Here is a 24,967-nt window from a genome sequence, read left to right as displayed (position 1 = left end):
TATTTTAGAAATGTTTACCAAAAAAAAATCTGCTCCATCGCTGAAGCAGATTTTTTAATTGAATTAACAATAAACCTTATTTAACGATAGTTAACTCGTCAATAATATGTTTTGCTCCTGCATATTTATCGATGATAAATAATACGAAACGAATATCAACATTAATTGTTCTTTGTAATTTGTCATCAAAAATAACGTCTCCGGCCATCGCTTCGATGTTTCCGTCAAACGCTAATCCAATTAATTCTCCTTTTCCATTCAACACCGGAGAACCTGAATTTCCACCTGTAATATCATTATCTGTCAAAAAGTTTACCGGCATATAACCCGCTTTATCTGCATATTGACCAAAATCTTTTTTGTTATACAAATCAATCAAAGGTTGTGACAAATCAAACTCAGGATCACCTGCTTTGTGTTTTTTCACCATTCCGGCTAAAGTTGTATAATTATTGATTTTTGCATCGTTTCTTTTATCTGCAGGTAGTGCACGAACTTTTCCATAGGTTAAACGCAACGTTGAATTGGCATCCGGATATAAAATCGGACTTAACTTTGACTCTTGTAAACCTGCAACTAATTTTCTGAAACCTGATTGATATTTATCTTCTGCAGCTTTTAACTCGTCTGATTTTTTATTAAAATGATCAATCAAATCTGAAGACAATTTGTATAATGGATCATTTGAAACTAACTCTGCATTAGGTAACTCTAAAAATGCCAAAAGCCTTTCTTTTGAAGTAAATAAACTCAAATCAATTACGTTTGATGCATAACTGTTAAAATCAGTTTTGCTATCCACCATAGTCTGAATACTTGGTGCTAAAGCATAACCTTTAGCTTTTTCTGCATACAAAGCTAATTGACCCGCTAATACATCTTTTTCAAGTGGTAAATAAATAGTTTCAAAAGTTCCTTCAATCATTTCTGCCAAACGAGGTTTCATTTGAGCTTTTTGATTGGCATCTGCTTTAGAATAATTTACCAATTGATTTCCTAAACGAGCCGGCAACGTTCCAAATGAAGTTCCTCTTAATAAAGTATTCAAATAGTTATCATGTTTTGCCTTTTCATTTGTTAAAGCATAATAAGCGTTGATATCTTTAATAACTGTTCCGTATTGAGCTTTATTATTTTTGCTGTTTGCCCATTTATCAAATTTCTTTTCAACTTTTCTTTTAGAATCTGCCGTTTTAAATTGAGAAAGAGCATCAATCATCCCCTGTCTGTTTTTCCAATAATTGGCAATAGAAGCATATTTAGAAGCATAATCCAAACGAACTTTGTCGTCTTTGTCCATGTGCACTTTCATTTTGTCCATTGACATTTTTGAACCTTCAACCCAAGCCGGGTAGGCAAATTTTACGTTTTGCTCAATTCCTTCAGCCGGCATCCAACGGTTTGTACGACCCGGATATCCTAAAATCATAGCAAAATCATTTTCTTGAACACCTTTCAAGCTAATTGGCAAATGGTGTTTTGGTTTTAACGGAACATTGTTTTCTGAATACTCAGCCGGATTTCCGTTGGCATCAGCATAAACTCTGAATAAAGCGAAATCTCCTGTGTGACGAGGCCATTCCCAGTTGTCAGTATCACCACCAAATTTTCCGATACTTTCAGTTGGCGTTCCAACTAAACGAACATCGGTGTAATCTTGATATACAAAATAATAATATTCATTTCCTTGGAAAAAAGGACGAACAGAAACAGTATATTTTCCGCCACCATCATTTTCCTTTTGAATTTTTGCTGTTTCTTGATTGATTGCCGCTTCGCGTTCTGCTTCAGTCATTTTGTCATTCACAACGCCTAAAATTCGTTTGGTTACATCATCCATACGAACGAAGAAACGTACAAATAAACTTTTAGGTTTTAATTCCGCTTTGCGGTTTTGAGCCCAAAAACCATCTCTTAAATAGTTGCTTTCCGGAGTTGAAAGTTCTGCAATTTTATCATATCCACAGTGGTGATTGGTCAATACCAAACCATCTTTGGAAATCATTTCGGCAGTACAACCACCATTAAATTGTACAATGGCATCTTTTACACTGGAATTGTTAATGCTGTATATTTCTTCAGCCGTTAACTGCAATCCCATTTTTTGCATATCGCGTTGATTTAGTCGCTGAATATGCATTAAAAACCACATTCCTTCGTTAGCAAAAACGGTTGCCGGAGCAAACGCAATTAATGCTACAAGACTTAAAATAATTTTTTTCATTTTTTGATTAATTTTTACTGTTTGCGAATATACTTTTTTTTGCCTTTTGAAATTATTTTTTTAATTGAAAAACCACTACACCTGCATATTTTTTAACTTAATTTTTAGAATTCCATAAAAAAAGCATCCGATTAGGGATGCTTTTGTAAGAAATATATAATTTAAAATTATTCTTCATTCAACATTTTCCATAACATATCCTTCAATTCTTGCAAACCTTGTTGTGCAACTGAAGATATAAAATGGTATTTAACGCCTTTGAACTCTTTTTTCATTTGTTTTTCGAGTTCACCTCTTAGTTCATCATCCAACATATCGCATTTGGAAATCACTAAAATTCGGTCTTTATCCAACATTTCAGGATTGTATCGGCGAAGTTCATCCAACAAAATTTCGTATTCTTTTTTGATATCTGCCGCATCGGCAGGCACTAAAAACAGTAAAATTGAATTTCGTTCAATGTGGCGTAAAAAGTAATGACCAAGTCCTTTTCCTTCGGCAGCTCCTTCGATGATTCCGGGAATATCAGCCATTACAAACGATTGAAAATCTCTGTAGGACACAATCCCTAAATTAGGTTTTAATGTCGTAAACGGATAATCGGCAATTTTAGGTTTGGCTGATGTCATCACCGAAAGTAACGTTGATTTTCCGGCATTTGGAAAACCTACCAAACCAACATCGGCTAAAACTTTCAATTCTAAAGTCACATCCACTTCTTCCACCGGCATTCCGGGTTGAGCATAACGTGGTGTTTGATTGGTTGACGATCGGAAATGCCAGTTTCCGAGTCCGCCTTTTCCACCTTTTGCAATGATTTTTACTTCATCGTGTTCGGTGATTTCAAACAGAATTTCTCCTGTTTCCTGATCACGAACAACGGTTCCCAACGGAACTTCCACAAATTTATCTTCACCATCATGACCTGTACTTCTTGAACTTCCACCATCACCACCATGGCCGGCACGAATGTGTTTAATGAATTTCAAATGAAATAATGTCCAAAGACTTTTGTTTCCTTTTAAATAAACGTGACCACCTCGACCACCATCACCACCATCGGGACCACCTTTTTCAATGAATTTTTCACGATGAAGATGCGAAGATCCCTTCCCTCCCTTTCCGGATGAAACATATATTTTTACGTAGTCTACAAAATTTCCTTCTGTCATTTTTTCTGTTTTCTGTTGTCGATTGACCGTTATCCGTTATCGGTTGTCAGTTGTCTTTTTAGCCCGGATTGTAGAGGAAAGCCGGATTAGCTGCTATAATGAATCAAACACGTGATTCAATCGATCGTTTACTTCTGGGATTGAACCAATTCCGTTTACGGCATAAAACTTTCCTTGGGCTTTATAATATGCCATTAACGGAGCGGTTTTTTCGTTGTATTCTTGGTATCTATTTCTAATTTTATCTTCGTCTTGATCGTCAGCTCTTCCAGAAGTTTTCCCTCTTTCTAACAAGCGTTTTACTAAAACCTCATCATCAGCTTCTAAGGCTACCGTTGCTGTAATTTTCTGATTTTTAGACGTTAAAAATGCATCTAAAGCTTCGGCTTGTGCAATTGTTCTTGGGAAACCATCAAATAAAAATCCGGCAGAATCAGGATTATTATCTACTTCACTTTGCAACATTTGTATGGTTACTTCATCAGGCACTAAATCACCTTTATCTATAAAAGTTTTGGCTAATTTTCCTAATTCGGTGTCATTTTTTATATTGAATCGGAAAATATCGCCGGTTGATAAATGCGTTAAATTGTATTTTTCTTTTAAAAATTCAGCTTGTGTGCCTTTTCCTGCACCCGGTTTTCCGAAAAGAACGATGTTAATCATTTTAATATGAATTGTTGGATTGTTAGATTCTTAGATTTTAGGATTTATTCTGCAAGTTGATAAACATCGGGTAAATTTCTACCCAAACCATCATAATCAAGACCATAGCCTACGATGAATTTGTTTGGAATTCGGATTCCGACATAATCAATTTTAATGTCTTTTTTGTAGGCATCCGGTTTTAAAAACAAAGTGGCAATTTTAAGGTGCTTTACATTTTTCTCTTTAAAAATTGCTTTCAATTCTTCGATGGTATTTCCGGTATCGATGATATCTTCAACTATAACAACGGTTCTCCCTTCTAAATTTTGGTTTAAACCGATGAGTTGTTTTACTTCATTGGTGGTTTGAGTGCCTTCGTAGGAAGATAATTTCACAAAACTCACTTCACACATCCCACGATATTCTTTCATTAAATCGGACAAAACCATGAATGCTCCGTTTAAAACTCCTATAAAAACAGGAATTTCATCAAAAAAATCATCGTCCATTTGTTTGGCTAAATTGGAAATTGCAAAATTCAATTCTTCCGAAGAAATGAATGGCACAAATGTTTTATCGTGAAGGTGTATCATGTTCTGATTTTTAATAAAGTGCAAATTTAAGGAAGTCTTGAGTATTACGAAGTAAGAATTCCGACTTTTTTGTAAAATTGGTATATTTACCCCATGAATTCAATGCTATATCAAAAAATAGAAGGAAGCACCGCACACGTAAAAAGTAGAGTTATGGTAAGTAATTTTGCCATGAAAAGTGAAGAAAATTTGAAAGAATTGATATCGATTGCTTTTGACATTTCACATGAATTACATGTAAAAGCCTTTTGGAGTTTGGATTTGGTAGGTGAAAAAAAGCTTAAATTACTCGTTCCTTATATCGATGAATTTTGCGAAGTGTTACATAAAATTAAAAATGATTCTTCGTTGAGACCTGCCACTCGAATTGCAATGTTTTTGACTAAAAGCAATCATCGAAAAAACGGAATTAATTTGACCAAAGAGCAAGAACACATTCTGATTGAAGCGTTGATTGACCGATTAATTCAAGACGAAAAAGTAGCTTCAAAAGCATACGCAATGAAAGCATTATTTGTTTTAGGAAAAAAATATGATTGGATTTATGAGGAATTAAAACCAATTTTAAGTCAGGATTATTCGAATCATTCTGCGGGTTATAAGGCGGCAGCGAGGAATATTTTGAAACGATTGAAATAAGTTTTATATAATTATTTCTAATGGATTATTGATATCTATTAAATCAATAAAATTAATTTCATTTTTATTATAACTAGATAAACTAGACAATTTAAGATCTTGAAATAAAAAATAATCTTCAATTGAAAAAAATTTATCCTTATCAACATCTACAGGATGATTTATAAAAAACTCCATTAACCCATTTAAAATGAATGTAAGATAATATCTTAAATGCGATGTCAATACTGTCAAATCTTCTTTTAAAGCAGCATTATGAACAATTTCATTCCTGACTCTATAAATTCTCGTCAAATTCCATTCTAAATTTTTTTGATGTTTTTCTAAAGTATCTTTCATTTTTTTTCCATCAATCAATAAATATCTATAATATTGGGCTCTGAATACAATTAGTGGAGATGTACTTTGATTAATTAACAAATTATAACTTTCTTCACTTTTTAAATACTCTAAATTTTCATTATATAGTGGTACTATATGTTGTTGATTTAATTTTCTTATATCTCGATGAAATTCCTTAATGTTTCTTTTCAAATAAATTAATGAATGACATCTTTTAAAGTAATCTTTTAGCCTTCCAACAGTGTAAGCGTCGGCTTCAAAAGTTGAAAAAACATATTCTAAACCAATCCAATAATTCAAAAATTTATTTATTATTTCGTCAGATTCTCCACCCATTCTCAAATATCGTATTCCAGAATTTATTTTATTAATTGTTTCTTTATTAATATTTAAAGTCTGTAAAGTGGAAAACCTCCCAAGATATTCATTGTATAATTTTCTGTTATCTTTATAATAACCATCAATCTGATATGAAGTTTGAAATGTACTGGATTTATCAGGTCTTTTAGAACCAATTATAAAACATTCCTTTGTTAAATAAATAGTTCTATTGCTGTGTCCTAAATATATAACATCAAGCATAATTAAAACTTTACTTCTAGCTTTATTCAGAGCTTGATAATAATCTTTTGTTTTTACCTTCAAGGAAAATAATAAATGCTGTTGATTTTTTTCTATAAAATCATCAATTAATCCATCAGTTTTAACTGACAAATTAAATATCTTACTTTTATCGAGAATCATTGCTTTATCTGATAATTGTCTTATTTTTATATTATCAGATTTAGTTGTATCTAAACCAAACACTACTTCAAATTCTTCATCTTCTCTATCTTTTAAAGATTTAATTATTTCAAATCTTTCATCAAATGAAATATTATCTAAACCTGCAAATATTGCTGATATAAATCTTGATAAATAAAACTTTGAGTAACCAATTGATATTAATTCGGTATACAAAAACTCTATTTTTTTACTAAATCTTAACAATACTTCAAAGTTAACATTTTCATTTTCTCTGTTTTCATTGATTGTGACAAAATTTTGCTCAAAAAGCACATCAATATAATTTTCATTATCTTTTATAATTAAATTTCCTGAGTATATTATTTTTGAAAACTCTGTTTTTTCAAAATTTTTAGGATTAATCAAATCAACAAAATAATTTATATTAATGGTTGGCGAAGATAAGTAATGCTCTTTTGACAAAATCATAAAAGCCTCTCCAAATAGACTTTTAGCATAGTCATTATTTTTCAACTTATTATCTTTTAAATCTCCACAAACTTGAACAAGTTCTTTAATTACGGTTAAAGGATTGTTTATTCTTAGCCTATTAGTATCTATAGTTTCTCTATGTAAAAGCTCCATAGATTTCTCCACAAAAAACATCTCAATTTTATTTAACAAAATCTTTGGTACTACTTTTATCATAATTTATTATATTTGCATATAGTTTTATCAAAGATAATTATTATTCAACAATACTAAAAGGAACTTCAGATGTTTCCCTCTTAATTTGAAAGAATTAATGTTTATGTCTAGGTTCCTAGGAAATAAAGCAACTTTAATTAGTTGCTTTTTTTATTTTATAAATACTAAACTCTCACAACATACTACTTAAAAAAATCTACTAAAGTTATTTATCCTATTTTTAAGCCAAGATTATTCAGATCATTGTGCGGGATATAAAGCGGCGGCGAGGAATATTTTGAAAAAAATTAACAAGACTGAAAAATAATTTTACGTACATTTGCAAAAACTACACGTATGAATACCAAGCTCACATTATCACTAGACAAAGAGATCATTGAGAAAGCCAAAATTTATGCCAAAGGAACCGGCAGAAGCTTATCTGAAATGGTGGAGAATTATTTTAAAAATTTGGTTGAAAAATCAGATAAAAAAAATGATACAACTGAAGATGATGAAATTGATCCTCAGCTAAAAAAATTAGTTGGAATAATTCAACTACCACCTGATTTTGACATTAAAAAAGCCAAAGAAGAATATTATAAAGAAAAATATGGAATATGAAAAACGTATTTATCGACATTAATATATTAGTTGACGTATATGCTAATCGATTTCCTTTTGTTGATAATTCTCTGAAAATTTATAATTTAGGAATAAAAAGAAGTATTCGTCTTTACACTTCATCAAATACAATTACAACTTTACATTATATTTTAAAAAAATCTATTTCTGAGGAAAAAACAAGAACTGCAATTGAACATTTAACGGAACATATCGTTATTATTCCTGTAGATATAAATATCATCAAAAAAAGCCTAAAATCCAACCACAAAGATTTTGAAGATGCCATTCAAATTGTTTCCGCACAATCCATAAATAATATGGATTGTATTGTCACTAGAGATTTAAAAGATTATAAATTTGCAGAAATAACTGTTTTAACACCTGATGATTTTTTGAGCACGACTGAATAATGTTCAATGACAATTGCAATGTCAATGTCAAATTCAAAATAACAAACAACTACCATAACTACAACAACAAAATGAATTATTTTTCATCCGATTTTAAATTAGGAATTTTGGGAGGAGGTCAGTTAGGCAAAATGCTTTTGGCTGAAACCCGAAAATTTGATATACAAACGTTAGTTTTAGATCCAAGCCCTGAAGCTCCCGCACAATTTGGTTGCAATCAATTTTTTGAAGGAAGTCTGATGCATTTTGAAACCGTTTATCGTTTCGGGAAAATGGTTGATTTATTAACGATTGAAATCGAAAATGTAAATTTGGAAGCACTTCTTAAATTAGAAGAAGAAGGTTTGCCAATTTATCCTTCTCCAAAAACATTACATCAAATTCAAAATAAAGGAAGACAAAAGGATCATTATGCTGATAATGACATTCCAACTTCAAATTTCAAACGATTTGTGAGTTTAAAATCATTACTGGAATCCATCAAAAATGATGAAATAGAATTTCCTTTCGTATGGAAATGTGCTCAATTTGGTTATGATGGAACAGGTGTGAAAATTTGTCGTTCTGCGTTAGATTTGGTCAAACTTCCTGATGTAGAGTGTATCGCCGAAGATATGGTTCCGTTTAAAAATGAGTTAGCTGTCATTGTGGCTCGTTCCGTTTCCGGAGAAGTAAAAACTTATCCTGTGGTGGAAATGGAATTTCACCCGGAAGCTAATCAGGTGGAATATGTGATTTGCCCGGCTCGAATTGACGAAAAGGTGGCTCAAAAAGCTCAAGAAATTGCTTTGAAAGTTTCCGAATCATTCAATCATATTGGTTTATTGGCGGTAGAAATGTTTCAAACCGAAAACGATGAAATTTTAGTCAACGAAGTTGCTCCACGACCACATAATTCAGGACATTACAGTATTGAAGCCAGTTATACTTCGCAATTTGAAAATCATTTGCGAGCAATTTTAGACTTACCTTTGGGAAATACAGCTAGCAAAGTCGCCGGAATTATGGTAAATTTGGTGGGTGAAGAAGGTTTCTCTGGTCAAGTAATTTATGAAAACATCGAAAAAATTATGTCGATAGATGGTGTAACACCTCATATTTACGGTAAAAGAGAAACTCGACCTTTCCGAAAAATGGGACATGTAACCATTGTAAATGAAGACATGGTGGCAGCGAGAAGAGTTGCGGAGGAAGTGAAGAATAGTATTAGAGTAATCAGTGGTCAGTCGCAGTAATCAGTCGCAGTTCGCAGCATAAAACTAATTAACTTGAAACATTAAACTTGAAACAAAAAATAATGAGCAAAGTAGCCATCATCATGGGAAGTATCTCCGACATGCCGGTCATGCAGGAAGCCATCGACATCTTAAAAGGATTTGATATAGAAACCGAAGTCGATATCGTTTCGGCACACCGAACACCGGAAAAATTGTTTGATTTTAGTAAAAATGCTCACACGCGTGGGATTTCGGTCATTATTGCCGGAGCCGGTGGTGCGGCACATTTACCGGGAATGGTCGCTTCTATGTCGCCGTTGCCAGTCATCGGAGTCCCTGTGAAATCAAGTAATTCAATTGATGGTTGGGATTCAGTTTTGTCGATTTTGCAAATGCCGGGCGGTGTTCCTGTAGCAACAGTAGCATTGAACGGAGCCAAAAATGCCGGAATTTTAGCGGCACAAATTATCGGAAGTCACGATAAATGTGTGTTGGATAAAATTGTTTTCTACAAAGAAGGTTTGAAAGAAGCGGTTTTGAAAGCTTCGGAAGGATTGAATAAATAAACCTCATAGCAATCCTTGATAATTCATAGTTATAGCGTAATTATAGCATATATATAGCGTAGTAAATATATGGATACTCCATAGATACTTCGTAGATACTCCATAGTTGTGGTACCCTTATCAAAAAGAAATAATCTAATTTTTACTTAAAAATACAACGGACAAGTGAGTACTTGTCCGTTGCGAAATCAGTATTATTCCGTTTTTTTGTTAAAGTTTATGCCTCGGTGATTCCTTCTTCAAAAACAATATCCGCTTGATATTCTCCTTGTACAAAATCAGATTTAGAAAGCCAATATTCTGAAGTAATCAGTTTGTATTGATTTGAACCCAACGATTCCAATTCCCACACAATATCATTTGCTTCCGGAAAAGGTTTGCTTCCCTCAAGTTGTTCAGGAAATAAACGTTTCAACAACGCACTTTCTCCTAAACCTTGAGCAAGAATTTTCAGGATTTGTTCGTTACCTAATTCGCTTTTATCGTTGGCTTCATTGGCAATAATCTCACATTTTAAAATCGTAGCGACTGCATTCGGAAATTTTCCGTTGTAAGCTAAATACAATAATTGATTGATGTGAAACAATGGTTCGTGCAAATCAATTTCGGGATATTCTTCGCAAACTTTATCCAAAAGCATATCGTTTGAAATTTGCTGAATCTGACCTTCGTTTAATTTCTCGCTTAATTTATAAGTCAATAAAATGGCTGCTGCTTTATTTGGTTCTTCATCAGTTATGGCCATTTTTAAATAGTCCAAAAGGTTTTCTTTTGCAATCGTTTCAGGGTCTGGAAAATTAAATAGTTCTAATAATTTTAAATAATCTTGCTCCTTCCAGTATTCCGGAATTTCATTTACATTCAAAATGCTATTAATCGTGACGTTGTATTTCATTTTTAAAATTCAATTAATTGATAAGGTAATGAAATTTAATGAGGAAAGCTAATTATTCTAAAATAAACACTAATTCATCGATTGATAAAACGTATCGAAATCCGTACTTTTGAAAAAATAAAATATTGAATTTATGTTAACCGAAGTATTTCAAACCAAACACAACACTGCTCCTTTTTCACAAATAAAATTAGACAATTACAAACCTGCTTTTGAAGAAACGATTGCAAAAGCAAAGGCAGAAGTTGACGAAATCATCAACAATTCTGAAGCTCCAACTTTTGAAAATACGATTGAAGCATTGGATTTTTCAGGTGAAGCTTTGGATAGATTGTCATCGATTTTCTTTAATTTGAATTCGGCTGAAACGTGTGATGAAATGCAGAAAATTGCTCAAGAAGTTTCGCCTTTATTGACTGCTTTTAGCAATGATATTTCACTGAATGAAGAATTATTTAAACGTGTGAAAGCGGTTTATGATCTAAAAGACAAATTGACTTTAACGACCGAACAAGCGACTTTATTAGATAAAAAATTCAAAGGTTTTTCTCGAAATGGAGCATTACTTTCGGAAGAAGATAAATTGAAATTACGTGAAATTGACACTGAATTAGCCAAATTAAAATTGACGTATGGCGAAAATGTTTTAGCCGAAACCAACAATTATCAATTGCACATTACCAACGAAGCCGATTTAAAAGGTTTGCCTGATGGAACGAAAGAAATGGCGGCAAGTTTAGCCAAATCGAAAGGATTGGATGGTTGGGTTTTTACGTTGGATTTCCCGAGTTATTTGCCGTTTGTGACGTATGTTGAAAATCGTGAATTGCGAAAAGAAATTGCCATTGCGGCCGGAAAAAAAGCCTTTCAAAACAATGAATTTGACAATAAAGAGAATGTCAAACGCATTGTAGAATTGCGTCATAAAAGAGCAAATTTATTGGGTTATGAATCGCATTCGCATTTTGTTTTGGAAGAACGAATGGCTCAAAATCCGGAGAAAGTAAAATCATTTTTGAATGATTTGTTGGAAAAAGCAAAACCTGCTGCCCAAAAAGAATTTACTGAATTGACCGCTTTCGCGAAAGAACTAGATGGAATTGATGAATTGGAAAAATGGGACGGAGCTTTTTATTCAGAAAAATTGAAACAGAAATTATTTAGTTTGGATGATGAATTGTTGAAACCGTATTTCAAATTGGAAAATGTGTTGAACGGAGCTTTTACCATTGCCGAAAAATTATTCGGAATTAAATTTAAAGAAGTTTTTGATATTGATAAATACCACAACGATGTCCAAACTTTTGAAGTGTTGGATTTTGAAGGAGAATTAGTTGCGGTTTTTTACGCTGATTTTTTTCCTAGAAAAGGGAAACGAAATGGTGCTTGGATGACTTCTTTCAAACCACAATATAGTAGAAATGGTGTGAACGAACGACCGCACGTTTCAATTGTTTGCAATTTTACGCCACCATCAGAAACGAAGCCTTCACTACTAACCTTCAACGAAGTGACGACAATGTTTCACGAATTCGGTCACGCCTTGCACGGTATGTTGGCGAACACAACCTATCCGAGTTTGTCAGGAACATCAGTCTATTGGGATTTTGTGGAATTGCCAAGTCAAGTGATGGAAAACTGGTGCTACGAACCTGAAGCGTTGGCTTTGTTTGCAAAACATTACTTAACCGGCGAAGTGATTCCGCAACAGTATGTGGAAAAAATCAAGGAAAGTGCGAGTTTCTTGGAAGGAATGGCAACGATGCGTCAGTTGAGTTTTGGTTTGTTGGATATGGCGTTTCACGCCAAAGTGCAAACTATTGAAGATGTAAAAGCATTTGAAAAAGCAGCCTTTGAAGGAACTTCATTATATCCGGATGTGGAAGAAAATTGTATGAGTACGTCTTTTTCGCATATTTTTCAAGGTGGCTATTCATCGGGTTATTACAGTTATAAATGGGCGGAGGTTTTGGATGCCGATGCGTTTGCTTATTTTCAGGAAAAAGGAATTTTTAATCACGAAGTGGCGACAAAATTTAAAGACAACGTACTTTCAAAAGGTGGAACAGAATTGCCGATGGAATTGTATAAAAAATTTAGAGGTCAGGAACCGAAAGTGGAGGCTTTGTTGAAGAGGGCGGGGTTATTAGGATAAGAAAACAATACTGTTTTTTTCTTTATGAAGATTCCAAAAAATTCATTATTTTTATAGAAGTTATTTTAAATCAATGGATTATGAAAAAAATACTACTTTTATTTATCCTTTTTTTTGGTTTCGGAAGCTCCGCTCAGATTTCTACCATTTTTCAACAATGTAACAACACGAATGCCATAGCTGTTCACAATGGAACTCTTTATGTTGGTTGTTCTTCCGGCGATATCTATAGATTTCCATTAAATAATCCCAACCCAACGCCTGAGTTATTTAAAACGGGATTACCTGCTCTTCAAGATTTTTGTGTAGTGGGTGATTATTTATTTATTGCACAAAGAGCTATTCCAAGTGATTTGAGAAGAGTTGTAAAACTAAATCTCAATGTTACTAATCCTGCTATTGAAATAGTGCATCTTTTTTCAAACCCCTATGGCTTGACAAAAGACAATAATTACTTGTATATCAATGATACAGAAAACATTTATCGTTATGATTTAAACACCGCCAACCCAACTCCGGAGGTGATAATTTCCAATACCGGTCACAATATTGGCGGAAGTGGTATGGTGATTGTAAACAATCATTTGTATGTCACGGCCACGAATCAGTTGAAAAAATACAACTTAGACACCATGGCACAATCTATTGTATTTTCAAGCTCTCTCAATTTAAAAGGAATATGCATCGGGGAAAGTGAACAAATTATTTACAGTGTAAATTTTACTGATGATTATGTTTACAAGCATGATTTACTGAATAACACAAATACGCAATTCATCTACACGCAACTTTTTAGTCCGGGAGAAGTTATTTTTGATAACAACTATTTATATGTTTCCAATTTGGAAGGTGGTCAGGTAAATCGGATTACTATGCCTTCGCTAGAAGTATCTAACCCATTACTTGAAAATTCTATCATTTATCCAAACCCATCAAGCGGCAATTTCACTATACAAGTTCAAGATGTTTCGCTTCAAGGTGGTCAAATGGTAATTTTTAATGAATTAGGAAAAGTTATCCATAAAGAAATAATTAACTCTGAGGAAATCGATTTACGTTTACAAGGAGTAGCATCCGGAATATACCTACTTCGTCTTACAAATAAAGATAAAGAGTTTGTGAAAAAAATTGTAATTCAATAATGAAAGTATAAATTTCTTTCAAAACTTCTCCATCCCTTAACTTCCTCACGTTAAGGATTGAAAGAAAACCCAAAAAAATTAAACAAATAAAACCTATAAGGTCAAAAAAGATCTTGCATGTTTCTTTAAAATCTTTAGTTATAAAAATTGTACAAACAAACTTTCATTTTTTTTTGAAAGTTTAAAAACTTTTATATATCTTTGTTTCATGGAATTCAAAGAAGCAAAAAATAAATTCGTTCAAACCTGGGGAGCTTTAGGTTCGCAATGGGGAATTAACAAAACCATGGCACAGATTCATGCGTTGTTGATGGTTTCGCACGAACCGATTTCGATGGAAGACATTATGGATGAATTGCAAATTTCTCGCGGAAATGCTTCGATGAATTTACGAGCGTTAATGGATTGGGGCATTGTGTACAAAGAATACAAAGCCGGCGAACGCAAAGAGTTTTTTACTGCCGAAAAAGATTTAGACGAATTGGCCGTAAAAATTTCGAGAGAACGCAGCAAACGTGAAATTAAGCCTGCTTTGAAAGTCTTGAAAGAAGTTTCAGCCATCGAATCAGATGGAACCGCTGCTGAAAAACATTTTGTAGATCAAACTTCTAAATTGTATGATTTTGTCTTGAAAGCAGATAATGTTTTAGATAAAATAACTGAATACAAAGACAATTGGTTGGCTAAATTGGTTGTGAAAATAATGAAATAATTTTTTTTAATAATAACTTTCATTTTTTTCTGAAAGTTTAAAATAATAGATAAGATGAAAGCTCTAAAAGTTATAAATACGATTGCAATTGGTTTACCTATTCTACTTTTAATAATTGGATTATTAATAAATGATTCAGCTGGTAACTATATTGCATATGCTTTATATTCAACAATGATAACGGGATTTATACAAGTAATTTTAGGTTTAATACTTCTAATAAAAAACCCAAAAAAATTGTATTTTATAGGTTACATTCTAATTGTTGTTTTGTTCTTTTCGCTTTGGTACTTCAACATGAATATATACTATTCAGATATTTTATCTGCCATTCTTTTTCCAATCCCTTTGTTATTAGCCATCTACCTTTCAATATTAATTTATAAAAGACAAAGAATATGAACCTCAACATCCTCTCCTACTTCATTTACCTAACCATAACCGCAATCATCATTTTTGTGGTAGGTCAAATTTTGTATAGAAATGGAAATGTATTTGTTTCACAATTGGTTCCCAATCACGAAGACTTATGCAAAAAAGTGAATAAAAATTTATTGTTAGGTTATTATTTACTGAATCTCGGTTATTGTGCGATTACGATTTTGAGTTGGGAGAAAATTGAAACAGTAAATCAATTGATTGGAATTATCGCTTATAAAACATCAATCATCCTTTTTATCATTGGAATTCTCCATTACCTCAACATTTTTATGATTACAAACTACATTAAAAAATTAATCAATTAATATTTAAATTATGGAAACTACAAAAACACTTCTCGCCTACGGAATCTATCTTCCTGTAACGATTGCCTTAACTATTTATGTCTCAAAAACGTTGTTTAAAAACAGTTTGATTTATATGACCGACATATTTAAAGGTCGCGAAGAAATTGCCAAAGCCACAAACAAACTATTTGAAACTGGTTTTTATTTACTCAACATCGGATTTGCTTTGAAAATTATGGAAATGAGTTTATACAACAATTCATATCAAGTTATGATTGAAGAATTGAGCAGCAAAATTGGTGGTTTTTCTATTTATTTGGGAATTATGCTTTTCATTAATTTGTATTTATTTTTTAGAGGAAAAAGAAAAGCGAGTCAGCCACAAGTTGAAGAACGAATTGTTTTTAGAGGATAGACTATTAAACCTGACAGGTTTTGAAACCTGTCAGGTTTAAAATCAACAAAAATCAAAAGAAAAACATGACCACAATCATTATTACCACCAAAATAAAAGCTCCAATCGAAACTGTTTTTGATATAGCCAGAAACATCGATATTCATCAACTTTCTGCTGCAAATTCAAATGAAAAAGCGATTGATGGAAAAACTTCCGGTTTGATTGAATTGAACGAAACCGTTACTTGGAGTGGTAAGCATTTTGGCGTAAATCTGTTGCATAAAAGCAGAATTACACAATTCAATTTTCCAACTTATTTTGTAGATGAAATGGAAGAAGGTCACTTTAAATCATTCAAACACGAACATTTTTTTCAAACAGAAAATGAACATACGATAATGATTGATCGGCTGGAATATAAAACACCTTATGGGATTTTTGATTTTCTATTTGATAAAATTATTTTGAAAAAGTATTTAACGAATTTTATAATTCATCGAAATAAAATTTTAAAAAACATAGCTGAAAATCCACAATTAAGTATAACCATCCCATTACACCTGACAGGTTTCAAAAACCTGTCAGGTGTAAACCAACACCAAACACCACAAAATTGGCACACTTTCCACCCAAAAAGAGGTGTAATACTTATCTCTTTTTAAAGTAGTACATCCGATAAAAATTGCAGTTATAATGGCAACTGCAAAAGTTGATATTTCAATTTTTTCTTTGCAAAACTCCAATAAAATAAACGGAAATAAAAGAATAATTCCAAACACTTTAGTTTTAAAAATTCCAAAACGTTGAGGTAGCGTTTTCATTAAATTATCATCCGTTTGACTGTCTAAAATTTCAAACGGAATCATCAAACTGATGACAATCAAAAAACGTTGCATGATAACAATTTTAATATCATTAGAAATTAAAACATGAAAGATTACAGGAACATAAGCTGTAATTGCAGTAACACAAAAACTTACTAAAAACAATTTCCAAAAACCAAATTTTCGTAAAAATGGATAAATTGCAACTATCAATCCTATTTTTAAGAAGTAAATCTGAGTAGCATTATTCAATTGTAAAAAATAGAAAATAGAAGCAATTAAAGAAAGAAAAGTCAACCCAACTAAATAGCGGTTTTTATTTATATCAAAATTCCCTTGTTGAAACGATTCAAAGTATTTCAGAAAATTATAGCCAACGATAGTCCCGAAAAAAACAACATTTGCAATAGAAAATTTTGGTGTCAATTGCAATGATAACTCGGTGACACGAACCAATGAATAGATTGCTAAAGCAACATGAAGTGAAGCCTGAATGTAAAAATAAACAATTGCTTTTAAAATTCTCACGCAACAAAAATACCACTTCTGTTAATAAAACCCCTTTTTGGTTGAAAAATTCTAAAAATATTAGTCCTTGTTTAACGAAAAATTACAATACTAATAATTACTTTTGTGCCTTAAAACAACACACCTTTTACCTTAAGAAAATACATGAAAACAGATGCATTTGCTTTACGCCATTTAGGTCCACGTGATAGCGACTTAAATCATATGTTCAAAACCGTTGGCGTTGAAAGTTTTGAACAACTTATCTACGAAACTATTCCGGACGACATTCGCTTAAAAAAAGACTTGGATTTAGAACCGGCTATGACTGAATATGAATATCTAAATCACATTCAGGAATTAGGTAAAAAAAATAAAGTATTCAAAACCTACATTGGTTTAGGCTATCATCCTACCATTATTCCTTCGGTTATTCAACGAAATATTTTTGAAAACCCGGGATGGTATACAGCCTATACGCCTTATCAAGCAGAAATTGCTCAAGGTCGTTTAGAAGCTATTCTGAATTTTCAAACCACAGTTATCGAATTGTCAGGAATGGAAATTGCAAATGCTTCCTTGTTAGATGAAGGAACTGCAGCTGCAGAAGCGATGGCTCTTTTGTTTGACGTTCGTTCGCGTGATCAAAAGAAAAACAACGTGAACAAATTCTTCGTTTCTGAAGAAATTTTACCACAAACCTTATCGGTTCTTCAAACTCGTTCTACGCCAATTGGCGTTGAATTAGTAATTGGAAATCATGAAAATTTTGATTTTTCATCAGATTTTTTTGGAGCTATTCTACAATATCCGGGAAAATTTGGTCAAGTTCATGATTATGCAGGATTTATTGCAAAAGCAAAAGCATCAGGAATAAAAGTAGCCGTTGCTGCCGATATTTTATCGTTAGTAAAATTGACTTCTCCGGGAGAAATGGGTGCCGATGTAGTAGTTGGAACCACACAACGTTTCGGAATCCCGATGGGTTACGGCGGTCCTCATGCTGCATTTTTTGCCACTAAAGAAGAATACAAACGTTCCATGCCGGGAAGAATTATCGGGGTGACTATTGACACCAACGGAAATCGTGCTTTACGTATGGCGTTGCAAACTCGTGAACAACATATCAAACGTGAAAAAGCGACTTCAAACATTTGTACGGCTCAAGTTTTATTAGCTGTTATGGCAGGAATGTATGCTGTTTATCACGGACCAAAAGGACTACAATATATCGCCGATAAAGTACACGCTTCTGCTGTCACTTTAGCGGAAGCTTTGAATAAATTAGGTGTTTATCAAACTAACACTGCTTTCTTTGATACGATTTCAGTGAAAGCAGATGCTACTAAAGTGAAAGCGGTTGCTGAAAAACACGAAGTAAATTTCTTTTATGTAGACGCCGAAACGATTTCTATCTCTTTAAACGAAACTACTTCGATTAAAGACATCAATCAAATTATTTCGATTTTTGCGGAAGCGGTTGGAAAGGATAATGTGGCAATTAGTCAATTAGCCAATGAGTCGATGGTTCCGGAAAACTTACAAAGAAAATCAACTTTCTTACAACACGAAGTTTTCAACAACCATCATTCGGAATCACAGTTGATGCGTTATATCAAAAAATTAGAACGCAAAGATTTATCGTTAAATCACTCAATGATTTCGTTAGGTTCTTGTACGATGAAATTAAATGCTGCTGCTGAAATGTTGCCATTATCCATGGCAAATTGGAACAGCATTCACCCTTTTGCTCCAATTGAACAAGCAGAAGGTTATCAAATCATGTTGAAAAAATTAGAGCATCAGTTGAATGTGGTTACCGGATTTCAAGGAACTACGTTACAACCAAATTCGGGTGCACAAGGCGAATATGCCGGTTTAATGACCATTCGTGCTTACCACATTTCAAGAGGCGACGACCACAGAAATGTGTGTTTAATTCCAGCTTCTGCTCACGGAACCAATCCGGCTTCGGCAGCAATGGCAGGCATGGAAATTATCGTAACCAAAACCATGGAAAACGGCAATATCGATGTGGAAGATTTAAGAGCAAAAGCCATTCAACATGCTGCTAATTTATCGTGTTTGATGGTAACTTATCCATCAACCCATGGTGTTTTTGAAAGTGCCATTTGCGAAATCACAAAAATCATTCATGACAATGGTGGTTTAGTTTATATGGATGGTGCTAACATGAATGCACAAGTAGGTTTAACCAATCCTGCAACTATTGGTGCAGATGTTTGCCACTTGAATTTACATAAAACGTTTGCCATCCCTCACGGTGGTGGCGGACCGGGTGTTGGCCCAATTTGTGTCAACGAAAAATTAGTTCCGTTTTTACCAACTAATCCAATTATTCCAACTGGAGGAAATCAAGCGATTACTGCTATTTCAGCGGCTCCTTATGGTTCGGCTTTGGTGTGTTTGATTTCTTATGGCTACATCACCATGTTGGGTGCTGAAGGTTTGAAAAATGCAACACAATATGCCATTTTGAACGCCAACTATATGAAAGCTCATTTAGAACAACATTATCCAATTTTATATTCCGGAGAAATGGGAAGAGCAGCTCATGAAATGATTTTAGATTGTAGAGGATTTGAAGAAAAAGGCATCAAAGTTACCGATATTGCAAAACGTTTAATGGATTATGGATTTCATGCACCAACGGTTTCTTTCCCTGTTGCTGGAACGTTAATGGTTGAACCAACCGAATCGGAAGACTTAGCGGAATTAGATCGTTTTTGTAACGCAATGATAGCCATTCGTAAAGAAATTGAATTGGCTTCAAAAGAAGATGCAAACAATGTATTGAAAAATGCCCCACATACATTAGCGATGATTACATCTGATAATTGGATTTTCCCTTATACCAGAGAGCAAGCCGCTTTTCCATTGGATTATATTGCAGAAAATAAATTCTGGCCCACTGTTCGTCGTGTAGATGAAGCATACGGCGATAGAAATTTAGTATGTAGTTGTGCTCCAATTGAAGCATATATGTAAACTTTGTTTAAAATAGTTTAAAGTTTAAAAGTTTAAAGTTGTTTGATTACTTCTTTAAACTTTTTTACTTTTACCAAAGACCAATTACCTATTACCAAAAAAATGCCCGACATCCAAACCCAAGAAGATTTATATTTGTTAGTAGATGAATTTTATAAAAAACTACTCGCTGATGATTCTATTAGTTACATTTTTACAGATGTGGTAAAAATAAAACTAGAGGAGCATTTACCAATATTAGTCACATTTTGGTCACAAGGCGTTTTAGGAACCGGTGGTTATTCCAAAAACTTGACTCAAATTCATTTGGATGTGAATGAAAAAGAATATTTGTCGCCCGAATTATTTAAAATTTGGTTGAATCATTTTAACAATGCTGTTGATGAAAACTTTAAAGGACAAAAAGCAGAACAAATTAAAACCCAAGCCTTGAGTATTGCAACGGTAATGCAGATTAAAATTGCTCAAAATAAAACCAATAATTGAGAGTAAGATAAATTTTATGCTTGTTTTTTGAATATTTCGTAATTAAAATAATTTTGTTAAGTAATTCTTAATTTATAAAGATTTAAATTAATAATTTAGTACTATAATTGACCCTTATTATGAATATAAAAATAACCGGTTCCGGAAGTTACATTCCAACTGAAATAGTGACTAATGTTGATTTTGCTAAACATGTTTTTTTAAATGATGACGGAACTCCTTTTCCGCAACCTAATGAAATCATTGCAGAAAAATTCAGAGACATCACCGGAATTGAAGAAAGAAGGTATGTTACTGACGATTTAAACACGTCTGACATTGCCACTATTGCAGCACAAAAAGCTATTGAAGATGCTAAGATTGATCCTGAAACACTCGATTATATTATCTTTGCTCACAATTTTGGTGATGTAAAAAAAGGAGCCATTCAAGCCGATTTACTACCTTCATTGGCCACAAGAGTTAAGTTTAATTTACGAATTAAAAACCCAAAATGTGTGGCTTATGATATGCTCTTTGGTTGCCCGGGTTGGGTTGAAGGTGTTATACAAGCACAGGCTTACATTAGAGCAGGAATGGCAAAAAAATGTTTGGTTATTGGAGCCGAAACCTTATCTCGCGTTGTAGATATGCATGACAGAGATTCTATGATTTATTCTGATGGTGCCGGTGCAACAATTATTGAAGCAACTGATGAAGATGGTGGAATTTTAGCACACGAATCGGCAACATATACTTATGACGAAGCTTATTATTTATTTTTTGGAAAGTCATTTAATGACGAGCATCATCCGGATGTTCGCTACATCAAAATGCATGGACGTAAAATCTACGAATTTGCTCTAAGCCAAGTGCCAAAAGCAATGGCTTCGTGTTTAGATGCAAGTGGAATTGACATTTCTCAGGTTAAGAAAATACTCATACATCAAGCCAATGAAAAAATGGACGAAGCCATCATTCAACGTTTTTATCGCCATTACAAGCAAACAATGCCTGAAGGTATTATGCCAATGAGTATTCACAAATTAGGAAATTCAAGTGTGGCAACGGTTCCTACTTTATATGATTCAATAATGAAAGGTCAAATTGAAAACCAACAACTCAACAAAGGCGATGTAATTATTTTTGCCTCAGTTGGAGCCGGAATGAATATTAATGCGATTGTATATCAAGTTTAAAAAAGTGGAAGATGGAAGTTAGAAGTTGAAAGAAAGAAGTAAATTTGTGAATCAATTACTTTTTCATGTACGGAAAAACATTTCCTAACAAACGATTCAAAATTACACTTGAATTTCTTGAAAAACACCTTTCAAAATCAGAAACCATTCTTGATTTAGGTGTTGAAAATCCATTTTCTAAAATTATGATTGAAAATGGTTATTCGGTCAAAAATACTGGTGGAGAAGATTTAGACAATGACCAATCAACACTCCAAAAAGAACACTATACTGTTGTAACCGCTTTCGAAATTTTCGAACATTTACTCAATCCTTATACCGTTTTACAAAACGTAAAAAGCGACAAATTATTCATTTCTATCCCGCTACGACTTTGGTTTTCTTCTGCCTATCGAAGCAAAACAGAAAAATGGGACAGACATTACCATGAATTTGAAGATTGGCAACTGGATTGGCTTTTAGAAAAAACCGGATTTAAAATTGTGGATAGTGTGAAATTTACACATCCTACTAACAAAATTGGTTTCCGTCCTATATTAAGGTATTTTACAGATAGGTATTATTTGGTTTATGCAGTTCGACAATAACAATATCAATTTCAAAATTCAATTTCAAAAATTGTAGTTTTCAGAAAATGAAATATTATATAATCATCCCAACCTACAACGAAGAAAAATTTATTTCCCTCACTTTACAGTCGCTAGTGGAACAAAGTTTTTTGCCTTCCAAAGTGGTGGTGGTTAATGATGGTTCGACAGATAAAACGAAAGAAATTATACAATCATTTACAGAAAAATATTCCTTTATTTCTTTAGTCAATGCAACTTCTGAGGCTATTCATCTTCCCGGAAGTAAAGTCATTCAAGCATTTCAAAAAGGATTAGAAACAGTTGATGACAATTACGATTTTATTGTTAAAGCTGATGCTGATTTAATTTTTCCTCCGAATTATTTTGAAACAATCAGCAACCATTTTCAATCGGATGAACAAATTGGGATGGTAGGCGGTTATGCTTACATCCAAAAAAATAACGAATGGATTTTGGAAAATCTCACTGATAAAGAACACATTAGAGGAGCTTTCAAAGCCTATCGAAAAACCTGTTTTGAACAAATTGGCGGTTTAAAACCGGCCATGGGTTGGGATACTGTTGATGAATTGCTATGTAAATTTTATAATTGGAAAGTGGTAACGGATGAAACATTAAAAGTAAAACACCTCAAACCAACCGGAGCCAGTTATAATCAAGCCGCACGATTTAAACAAGGCGAAGCTTTTTATTCGTTAGGTTATGGATTTTGGATTACTACTATTGCTTCGTTGAAATTAGCTCTACTTAAGAAAAAACCGTTCTTGTTTTTTGATTATCTTCAAGGGTTTTGGAAAGCTAAAGTTGCTAAAAAGCCACTTTTAGTAACACCAAAACAAGCCAAATTTATTCGGAAATATCGTTGGAAGAAAATGAAATCTAAAGTTTTCTAATTACACCACTTCTATTTAGTTAACTAGTTTCATAAAACAAAAAAAACTAAAACCCAAAACCGAAACTTTTTCCTATTTTTGCTTTATGCTAAAAATGCTTACTCATATAGGAAAATATTTCCTGATGCTAAAAGAAGTCTTCAACAAACCACTCAAATGGAGTGCGATGAAGAACTTAATATTTAAAGAAGTTGACGATTTAATCATTGGTTCGCTTGGTATTGTTGCATTTATTTCATTCTTCGTTGGAGGTGTTGTTTCCATTCAAACTGCATTAAACTTAACCAATCCACTTATCCCCAGAAATCTTATTGGTTTTGCAACGAGACAATCAGTTATTTTAGAATTTGCTCCTACTTTTATTTCAATAATCATGGCCGGAAAGGTTGGTTCATTTATCACATCAAGCATTGGAACCATGCGAGTTACTGAACAAATTGATGCTTTGGAAGTTATGGGAGTTAACTCATTGAACTATCTGGTTTTCCCAAAAATAATTGCCTTATTATTATATCCATTCGTCATAGGAATCAGCATGTTTTTAGGTATTTTAGGAGGCTGGATGGCAGGTGTTTACGGAGGTTTTACAAGCAGTGACGAATTTATCCAAGGATTACAGTTGGATTTCATACCCTTTCATATTGCTTATGCCTTTATAAAAACCATGATTTTTGCTTTGCTTCTGGCAACTATTCCCTCCTATCACGGTTATTTCATGAAAGGTGGAGCATTAGAAGTTGGAAAAGCAAGTACCGTTTCTTTTGTTTGGACATCCGTTTCAATCATTTTAGCCAATTATATTTTAACCCAATTATTGTTAAGCAAATGATAGAAATTAAAAACATAGAGAAATCATTTGGCGATACAAAAGTTTTAAAAGGTATTTCTACCGTTTTTGAAACCGGAAAAACCAATTTAATTATTGGACAAAGTGGTTCGGGAAAAACGGTTTTACTTAAAACATTATTGGGAATTCACGCTCCGGATTCAGGAACAATTTCTTTTGACGGAAGAATTTATTCTGAGTTATCTGCCGATGAAAAAAGAGCGTTACGTACAGAAATTGGAATGGTTTTTCAAGGCAGTGCCCTTTTTGACAGTATGACTGTTGAAGAAAATGTAGGTTTTCCACTGAAAATGTTTACCAAACAAACGCCAAAGGAAATTCAGGAACGTGTTGATTTTGTATTAAAACGAGTTAATCTAATTGATGCTCATAAAAAGAAACCTTCTGAAATTTCTGGAGGAATGCAAAAAAGAGTAGCCATTGCAAGAGCGATTGTAAACAATCCAAAATATTTATTTTGTGACGAACCCAACTCAGGTTTAGATCCAAAAACCGCTATTGTTATTGACAATTTGATTAAAGAAATTACTGAAGAGTATGATATCACCACTGTAATTAATTCTCACGACATGAATTCTGTTATGGAAATTGGTGAAAAAATCATCTTTCTCAAAGAAGGAATTCTTGCTTGGGAAGGAACAAAAAAAGACATCTTTAAAACGGATAATGAAGCTATTGTTGATTTTGTCTATTCTTCTAATTTATTCAAAAAAATCAGAAAAGCTCAAAACAAAGAACACGATAAAGAATAAT

General features: G+C 33.1%; 25 protein-coding genes. 18 read left to right on the top strand and 7 right to left on the bottom strand.

The window, feature by feature from the left end; all coding sequences use genetic code 11:
* Window positions 1-76: 76 nt before the first annotated feature.
* The 4 genes from B3L86_RS00715 to hpt form a co-directional block, all read right to left on the bottom strand.
* A complete protein-coding gene (locus B3L86_RS00715) occupies window positions 77-2,224 on the bottom strand; it encodes a S46 family peptidase (protein WP_291113888.1) in 2,148 nt (715 codons plus the stop codon).
* A 167-nt stretch (window positions 2,225-2,391) separates the two neighbouring features.
* Window positions 2,392-3,396 carry a GTPase ObgE gene (gene obgE, locus B3L86_RS00710; protein ID WP_291113885.1) on the bottom strand — a complete coding sequence of 335 codons (1,005 nt, stop codon included), beginning with the start codon at window positions 3,394-3,396 and terminating at the stop codon, window positions 2,392-2,394.
* A 93-nt stretch (window positions 3,397-3,489) separates the two neighbouring features.
* Window positions 3,490-4,062: an adenylate kinase gene (locus tag B3L86_RS00705; protein WP_291113881.1), complete on the bottom strand. Its 573-nt coding sequence runs from the start codon at window positions 4,060-4,062 to the stop codon at window positions 3,490-3,492.
* Between the two features lie 44 nt (window positions 4,063-4,106).
* Window positions 4,107-4,637: a hypoxanthine phosphoribosyltransferase gene (gene hpt, locus B3L86_RS00700; protein ID WP_291113878.1), complete on the bottom strand. Its 531-nt coding sequence runs from the start codon at window positions 4,635-4,637 to the stop codon at window positions 4,107-4,109.
* Window positions 4,638-4,730: 93 nt separating this feature from the next.
* Between hpt and B3L86_RS00695 the strand changes: the two genes are divergently transcribed.
* The gene (locus B3L86_RS00695) at window positions 4,731-5,276 is read left to right on the top strand and encodes a hypothetical protein (RefSeq protein WP_291113875.1); all 546 of its coding nucleotides are present in this window, start codon (window positions 4,731-4,733) and stop codon (window positions 5,274-5,276) included.
* Between the two features lie 3 nt (window positions 5,277-5,279).
* On the opposite strand, the gene B3L86_RS00690 is transcribed toward B3L86_RS00695, so the two are convergent.
* Entirely contained in the window at window positions 5,280-7,052 is a 1,773-nt protein-coding gene (locus B3L86_RS00690) for a hypothetical protein (protein ID WP_291113872.1), read from the bottom strand.
* A 336-nt stretch (window positions 7,053-7,388) separates the two neighbouring features.
* Between B3L86_RS00690 and B3L86_RS00685 the strand changes: the two genes are divergently transcribed.
* The 4 genes from B3L86_RS00685 to purE all read left to right on the top strand — a co-directional run bounded on the left by B3L86_RS00685 (window position 7,389) and on the right by purE (window position 9,851).
* Window positions 7,389-7,655: a DUF6364 family protein gene (locus B3L86_RS00685; protein WP_291113870.1), complete on the top strand. Its 267-nt coding sequence runs from the start codon at window positions 7,389-7,391 to the stop codon at window positions 7,653-7,655.
* A complete protein-coding gene (locus B3L86_RS00680; protein WP_291113867.1) occupies window positions 7,652-8,068 on the top strand; it encodes a type II toxin-antitoxin system VapC family toxin in 417 nt (138 codons plus the stop codon). Before B3L86_RS00685 ends, B3L86_RS00680 begins: the two co-directional genes overlap by 4 nt.
* Window positions 8,069-8,139: 71 nt before the next feature.
* Window positions 8,140-9,303 (top strand): 5-(carboxyamino)imidazole ribonucleotide synthase, encoded by a 1,164-nt coding sequence (locus B3L86_RS00675; RefSeq protein WP_291113864.1) that lies wholly within the window; start codon window positions 8,140-8,142, stop codon window positions 9,301-9,303.
* 62 nt (window positions 9,304-9,365) lie between these two features.
* Window positions 9,366-9,851: a 5-(carboxyamino)imidazole ribonucleotide mutase gene (purE, locus tag B3L86_RS00670; protein WP_188362705.1), complete on the top strand. Its 486-nt coding sequence runs from the start codon at window positions 9,366-9,368 to the stop codon at window positions 9,849-9,851.
* Between the two features lie 217 nt (window positions 9,852-10,068).
* Here the strand turns inward: purE and B3L86_RS00665 are convergent, their stop codons facing one another.
* Window positions 10,069-10,746 carry a hypothetical protein gene (locus B3L86_RS00665; RefSeq protein WP_291113861.1) on the bottom strand — a complete coding sequence of 226 codons (678 nt, stop codon included), beginning with the start codon at window positions 10,744-10,746 and terminating at the stop codon, window positions 10,069-10,071.
* Window positions 10,747-10,879: 133 nt separating this feature from the next.
* Between B3L86_RS00665 and B3L86_RS00660 the strand changes: the two genes are divergently transcribed.
* From B3L86_RS00660 to B3L86_RS00635, 6 genes are all read left to right on the top strand, one after another.
* On the top strand, window positions 10,880-12,901 hold the full coding sequence (locus tag B3L86_RS00660; protein ID WP_291113858.1) for a M3 family metallopeptidase: 2,022 nt from the start codon (window positions 10,880-10,882) through the stop codon (window positions 12,899-12,901).
* A gap of 80 nt (window positions 12,902-12,981) precedes the next feature.
* Window positions 12,982-14,043, top strand: a complete 1,062-nt coding sequence (locus B3L86_RS00655) for a T9SS type A sorting domain-containing protein (RefSeq protein WP_291113855.1) — start codon at window positions 12,982-12,984, stop codon at window positions 14,041-14,043.
* Between the two features lie 208 nt (window positions 14,044-14,251).
* A complete protein-coding gene (locus B3L86_RS00650; protein ID WP_291095006.1) occupies window positions 14,252-14,755 on the top strand; it encodes a GbsR/MarR family transcriptional regulator in 504 nt (167 codons plus the stop codon).
* Window positions 14,756-15,153: 398 nt separating this feature from the next.
* Window positions 15,154-15,501, top strand: coding sequence for a hypothetical protein (locus tag B3L86_RS00645; RefSeq protein WP_291113852.1), 348 nt, complete (start codon window positions 15,154-15,156; stop codon window positions 15,499-15,501).
* 10 nt (window positions 15,502-15,511) lie between these two features.
* A complete protein-coding gene (locus tag B3L86_RS00640; protein WP_188362714.1) occupies window positions 15,512-15,898 on the top strand; it encodes a hypothetical protein in 387 nt (128 codons plus the stop codon).
* Between the two features lie 65 nt (window positions 15,899-15,963).
* Window positions 15,964-16,542 (top strand): SRPBCC family protein, encoded by a 579-nt coding sequence (locus B3L86_RS00635; protein WP_349679470.1) that lies wholly within the window; start codon window positions 15,964-15,966, stop codon window positions 16,540-16,542.
* On the opposite strand, the gene B3L86_RS00630 is transcribed toward B3L86_RS00635, so the two are convergent.
* On the bottom strand, window positions 16,462-17,232 hold the full coding sequence (locus B3L86_RS00630; protein WP_291113847.1) for a hypothetical protein: 771 nt from the start codon (window positions 17,230-17,232) through the stop codon (window positions 16,462-16,464). The genes B3L86_RS00635 and B3L86_RS00630 overlap by 81 nt on opposite strands.
* 144 nt (window positions 17,233-17,376) lie before the next feature.
* Here B3L86_RS00630 and gcvP point away from each other — a divergent pair, with 144 nt between their 5' ends.
* The 7 genes from gcvP to B3L86_RS00595 all read left to right on the top strand — a co-directional run bounded on the left by gcvP (window position 17,377) and on the right by B3L86_RS00595 (window position 24,966).
* The gene (gene gcvP / locus B3L86_RS00625) at window positions 17,377-20,220 is read left to right on the top strand and encodes an aminomethyl-transferring glycine dehydrogenase (protein ID WP_291113844.1); all 2,844 of its coding nucleotides are present in this window, start codon (window positions 17,377-17,379) and stop codon (window positions 20,218-20,220) included.
* 102 nt (window positions 20,221-20,322) lie between these two features.
* On the top strand, window positions 20,323-20,706 hold the full coding sequence (locus tag B3L86_RS00620) for a group III truncated hemoglobin (RefSeq protein WP_291113841.1): 384 nt from the start codon (window positions 20,323-20,325) through the stop codon (window positions 20,704-20,706).
* Between the two features lie 119 nt (window positions 20,707-20,825).
* Window positions 20,826-21,884, top strand: coding sequence for a 3-oxoacyl-ACP synthase III family protein (locus B3L86_RS00615; protein WP_291113838.1), 1,059 nt, complete (start codon window positions 20,826-20,828; stop codon window positions 21,882-21,884).
* A gap of 65 nt (window positions 21,885-21,949) precedes the next feature.
* A complete protein-coding gene (locus tag B3L86_RS00610) occupies window positions 21,950-22,471 on the top strand; it encodes a methyltransferase domain-containing protein (protein WP_291113835.1) in 522 nt (173 codons plus the stop codon).
* A 47-nt stretch (window positions 22,472-22,518) separates the two neighbouring features.
* Window positions 22,519-23,367 (top strand): glycosyltransferase family 2 protein, encoded by an 849-nt coding sequence (locus B3L86_RS00605; RefSeq protein WP_291113832.1) that lies wholly within the window; start codon window positions 22,519-22,521, stop codon window positions 23,365-23,367.
* A gap of 85 nt (window positions 23,368-23,452) precedes the next feature.
* Window positions 23,453-24,196 carry an MlaE family ABC transporter permease gene (locus B3L86_RS00600; RefSeq protein ID WP_291113829.1) on the top strand — a complete coding sequence of 248 codons (744 nt, stop codon included), beginning with the start codon at window positions 23,453-23,455 and terminating at the stop codon, window positions 24,194-24,196.
* The gene (locus B3L86_RS00595; RefSeq protein WP_291113826.1) at window positions 24,193-24,966 is read left to right on the top strand and encodes an ABC transporter ATP-binding protein; all 774 of its coding nucleotides are present in this window, start codon (window positions 24,193-24,195) and stop codon (window positions 24,964-24,966) included. Before B3L86_RS00600 ends, B3L86_RS00595 begins: the two co-directional genes overlap by 4 nt.
* The last annotated feature ends 1 nt before the right edge of the window (window position 24,967 follow it).

Source organism: Flavobacterium sp. UBA6135, assembly GCF_002428305.1.
GTDB lineage: Bacteria > Bacteroidota > Bacteroidia > Flavobacteriales > Flavobacteriaceae > Flavobacterium.
This window is presented reverse-complemented; position numbering and strand designations above follow the sequence as displayed.

What these genes read in the sequence shown, in the direction of transcription:
- hpt (WP_291113878.1), bottom strand. Translation starts at nt 4,637, where the DNA reads ATGATACACCTTCACGATAAAACATTTGTGCCATTCATTTCTTCGGAA.
- B3L86_RS00595 (WP_291113826.1), top strand. Translation starts at nt 24,193, where the DNA reads ATGATAGAAATTAAAAACATAGAGAAATCATTTGGCGATACAAAAGTT.
- B3L86_RS00640 (WP_188362714.1), top strand. Translation starts at nt 15,512, where the DNA reads ATGGAAACTACAAAAACACTTCTCGCCTACGGAATCTATCTTCCTGTA.
- gcvP (WP_291113844.1), top strand. Translation starts at nt 17,377, where the DNA reads ATGAAAACAGATGCATTTGCTTTACGCCATTTAGGTCCACGTGATAGC.
- B3L86_RS00705 (WP_291113881.1), bottom strand. Translation starts at nt 4,062, where the DNA reads ATGATTAACATCGTTCTTTTCGGAAAACCGGGTGCAGGAAAAGGCACA.
- B3L86_RS00610 (WP_291113835.1), top strand. Translation starts at nt 21,950, where the DNA reads ATGTACGGAAAAACATTTCCTAACAAACGATTCAAAATTACACTTGAA.
- B3L86_RS00615 (WP_291113838.1), top strand. Translation starts at nt 20,826, where the DNA reads ATGAATATAAAAATAACCGGTTCCGGAAGTTACATTCCAACTGAAATA.
- B3L86_RS00680 (WP_291113867.1), top strand. Translation starts at nt 7,652, where the DNA reads ATGAAAAACGTATTTATCGACATTAATATATTAGTTGACGTATATGCT.
- B3L86_RS00675 (WP_291113864.1), top strand. Translation starts at nt 8,140, where the DNA reads ATGAATTATTTTTCATCCGATTTTAAATTAGGAATTTTGGGAGGAGGT.
- B3L86_RS00655 (WP_291113855.1), top strand. Translation starts at nt 12,982, where the DNA reads ATGAAAAAAATACTACTTTTATTTATCCTTTTTTTTGGTTTCGGAAGC.
- B3L86_RS00715 (WP_291113888.1), bottom strand. Translation starts at nt 2,224, where the DNA reads ATGAAAAAAATTATTTTAAGTCTTGTAGCATTAATTGCGTTTGCTCCG.
- B3L86_RS00605 (WP_291113832.1), top strand. Translation starts at nt 22,519, where the DNA reads ATGAAATATTATATAATCATCCCAACCTACAACGAAGAAAAATTTATT.
- B3L86_RS00645 (WP_291113852.1), top strand. Translation starts at nt 15,154, where the DNA reads ATGAACCTCAACATCCTCTCCTACTTCATTTACCTAACCATAACCGCA.
- B3L86_RS00635 (WP_349679470.1), top strand. Translation starts at nt 15,964, where the DNA reads ATGACCACAATCATTATTACCACCAAAATAAAAGCTCCAATCGAAACT.
- B3L86_RS00600 (WP_291113829.1), top strand. Translation starts at nt 23,453, where the DNA reads ATGCTAAAAATGCTTACTCATATAGGAAAATATTTCCTGATGCTAAAA.
- B3L86_RS00650 (WP_291095006.1), top strand. Translation starts at nt 14,252, where the DNA reads ATGGAATTCAAAGAAGCAAAAAATAAATTCGTTCAAACCTGGGGAGCT.
- B3L86_RS00665 (WP_291113861.1), bottom strand. Translation starts at nt 10,746, where the DNA reads ATGAAATACAACGTCACGATTAATAGCATTTTGAATGTAAATGAAATT.
- B3L86_RS00620 (WP_291113841.1), top strand. Translation starts at nt 20,323, where the DNA reads ATGCCCGACATCCAAACCCAAGAAGATTTATATTTGTTAGTAGATGAA.
- B3L86_RS00695 (WP_291113875.1), top strand. Translation starts at nt 4,731, where the DNA reads ATGAATTCAATGCTATATCAAAAAATAGAAGGAAGCACCGCACACGTA.
- B3L86_RS00690 (WP_291113872.1), bottom strand. Translation starts at nt 7,052, where the DNA reads ATGATAAAAGTAGTACCAAAGATTTTGTTAAATAAAATTGAGATGTTT.
- B3L86_RS00660 (WP_291113858.1), top strand. Translation starts at nt 10,880, where the DNA reads ATGTTAACCGAAGTATTTCAAACCAAACACAACACTGCTCCTTTTTCA.
- B3L86_RS00685 (WP_291113870.1), top strand. Translation starts at nt 7,389, where the DNA reads ATGAATACCAAGCTCACATTATCACTAGACAAAGAGATCATTGAGAAA.
- purE (WP_188362705.1), top strand. Translation starts at nt 9,366, where the DNA reads ATGAGCAAAGTAGCCATCATCATGGGAAGTATCTCCGACATGCCGGTC.
- obgE (WP_291113885.1), bottom strand. Translation starts at nt 3,396, where the DNA reads ATGACAGAAGGAAATTTTGTAGACTACGTAAAAATATATGTTTCATCC.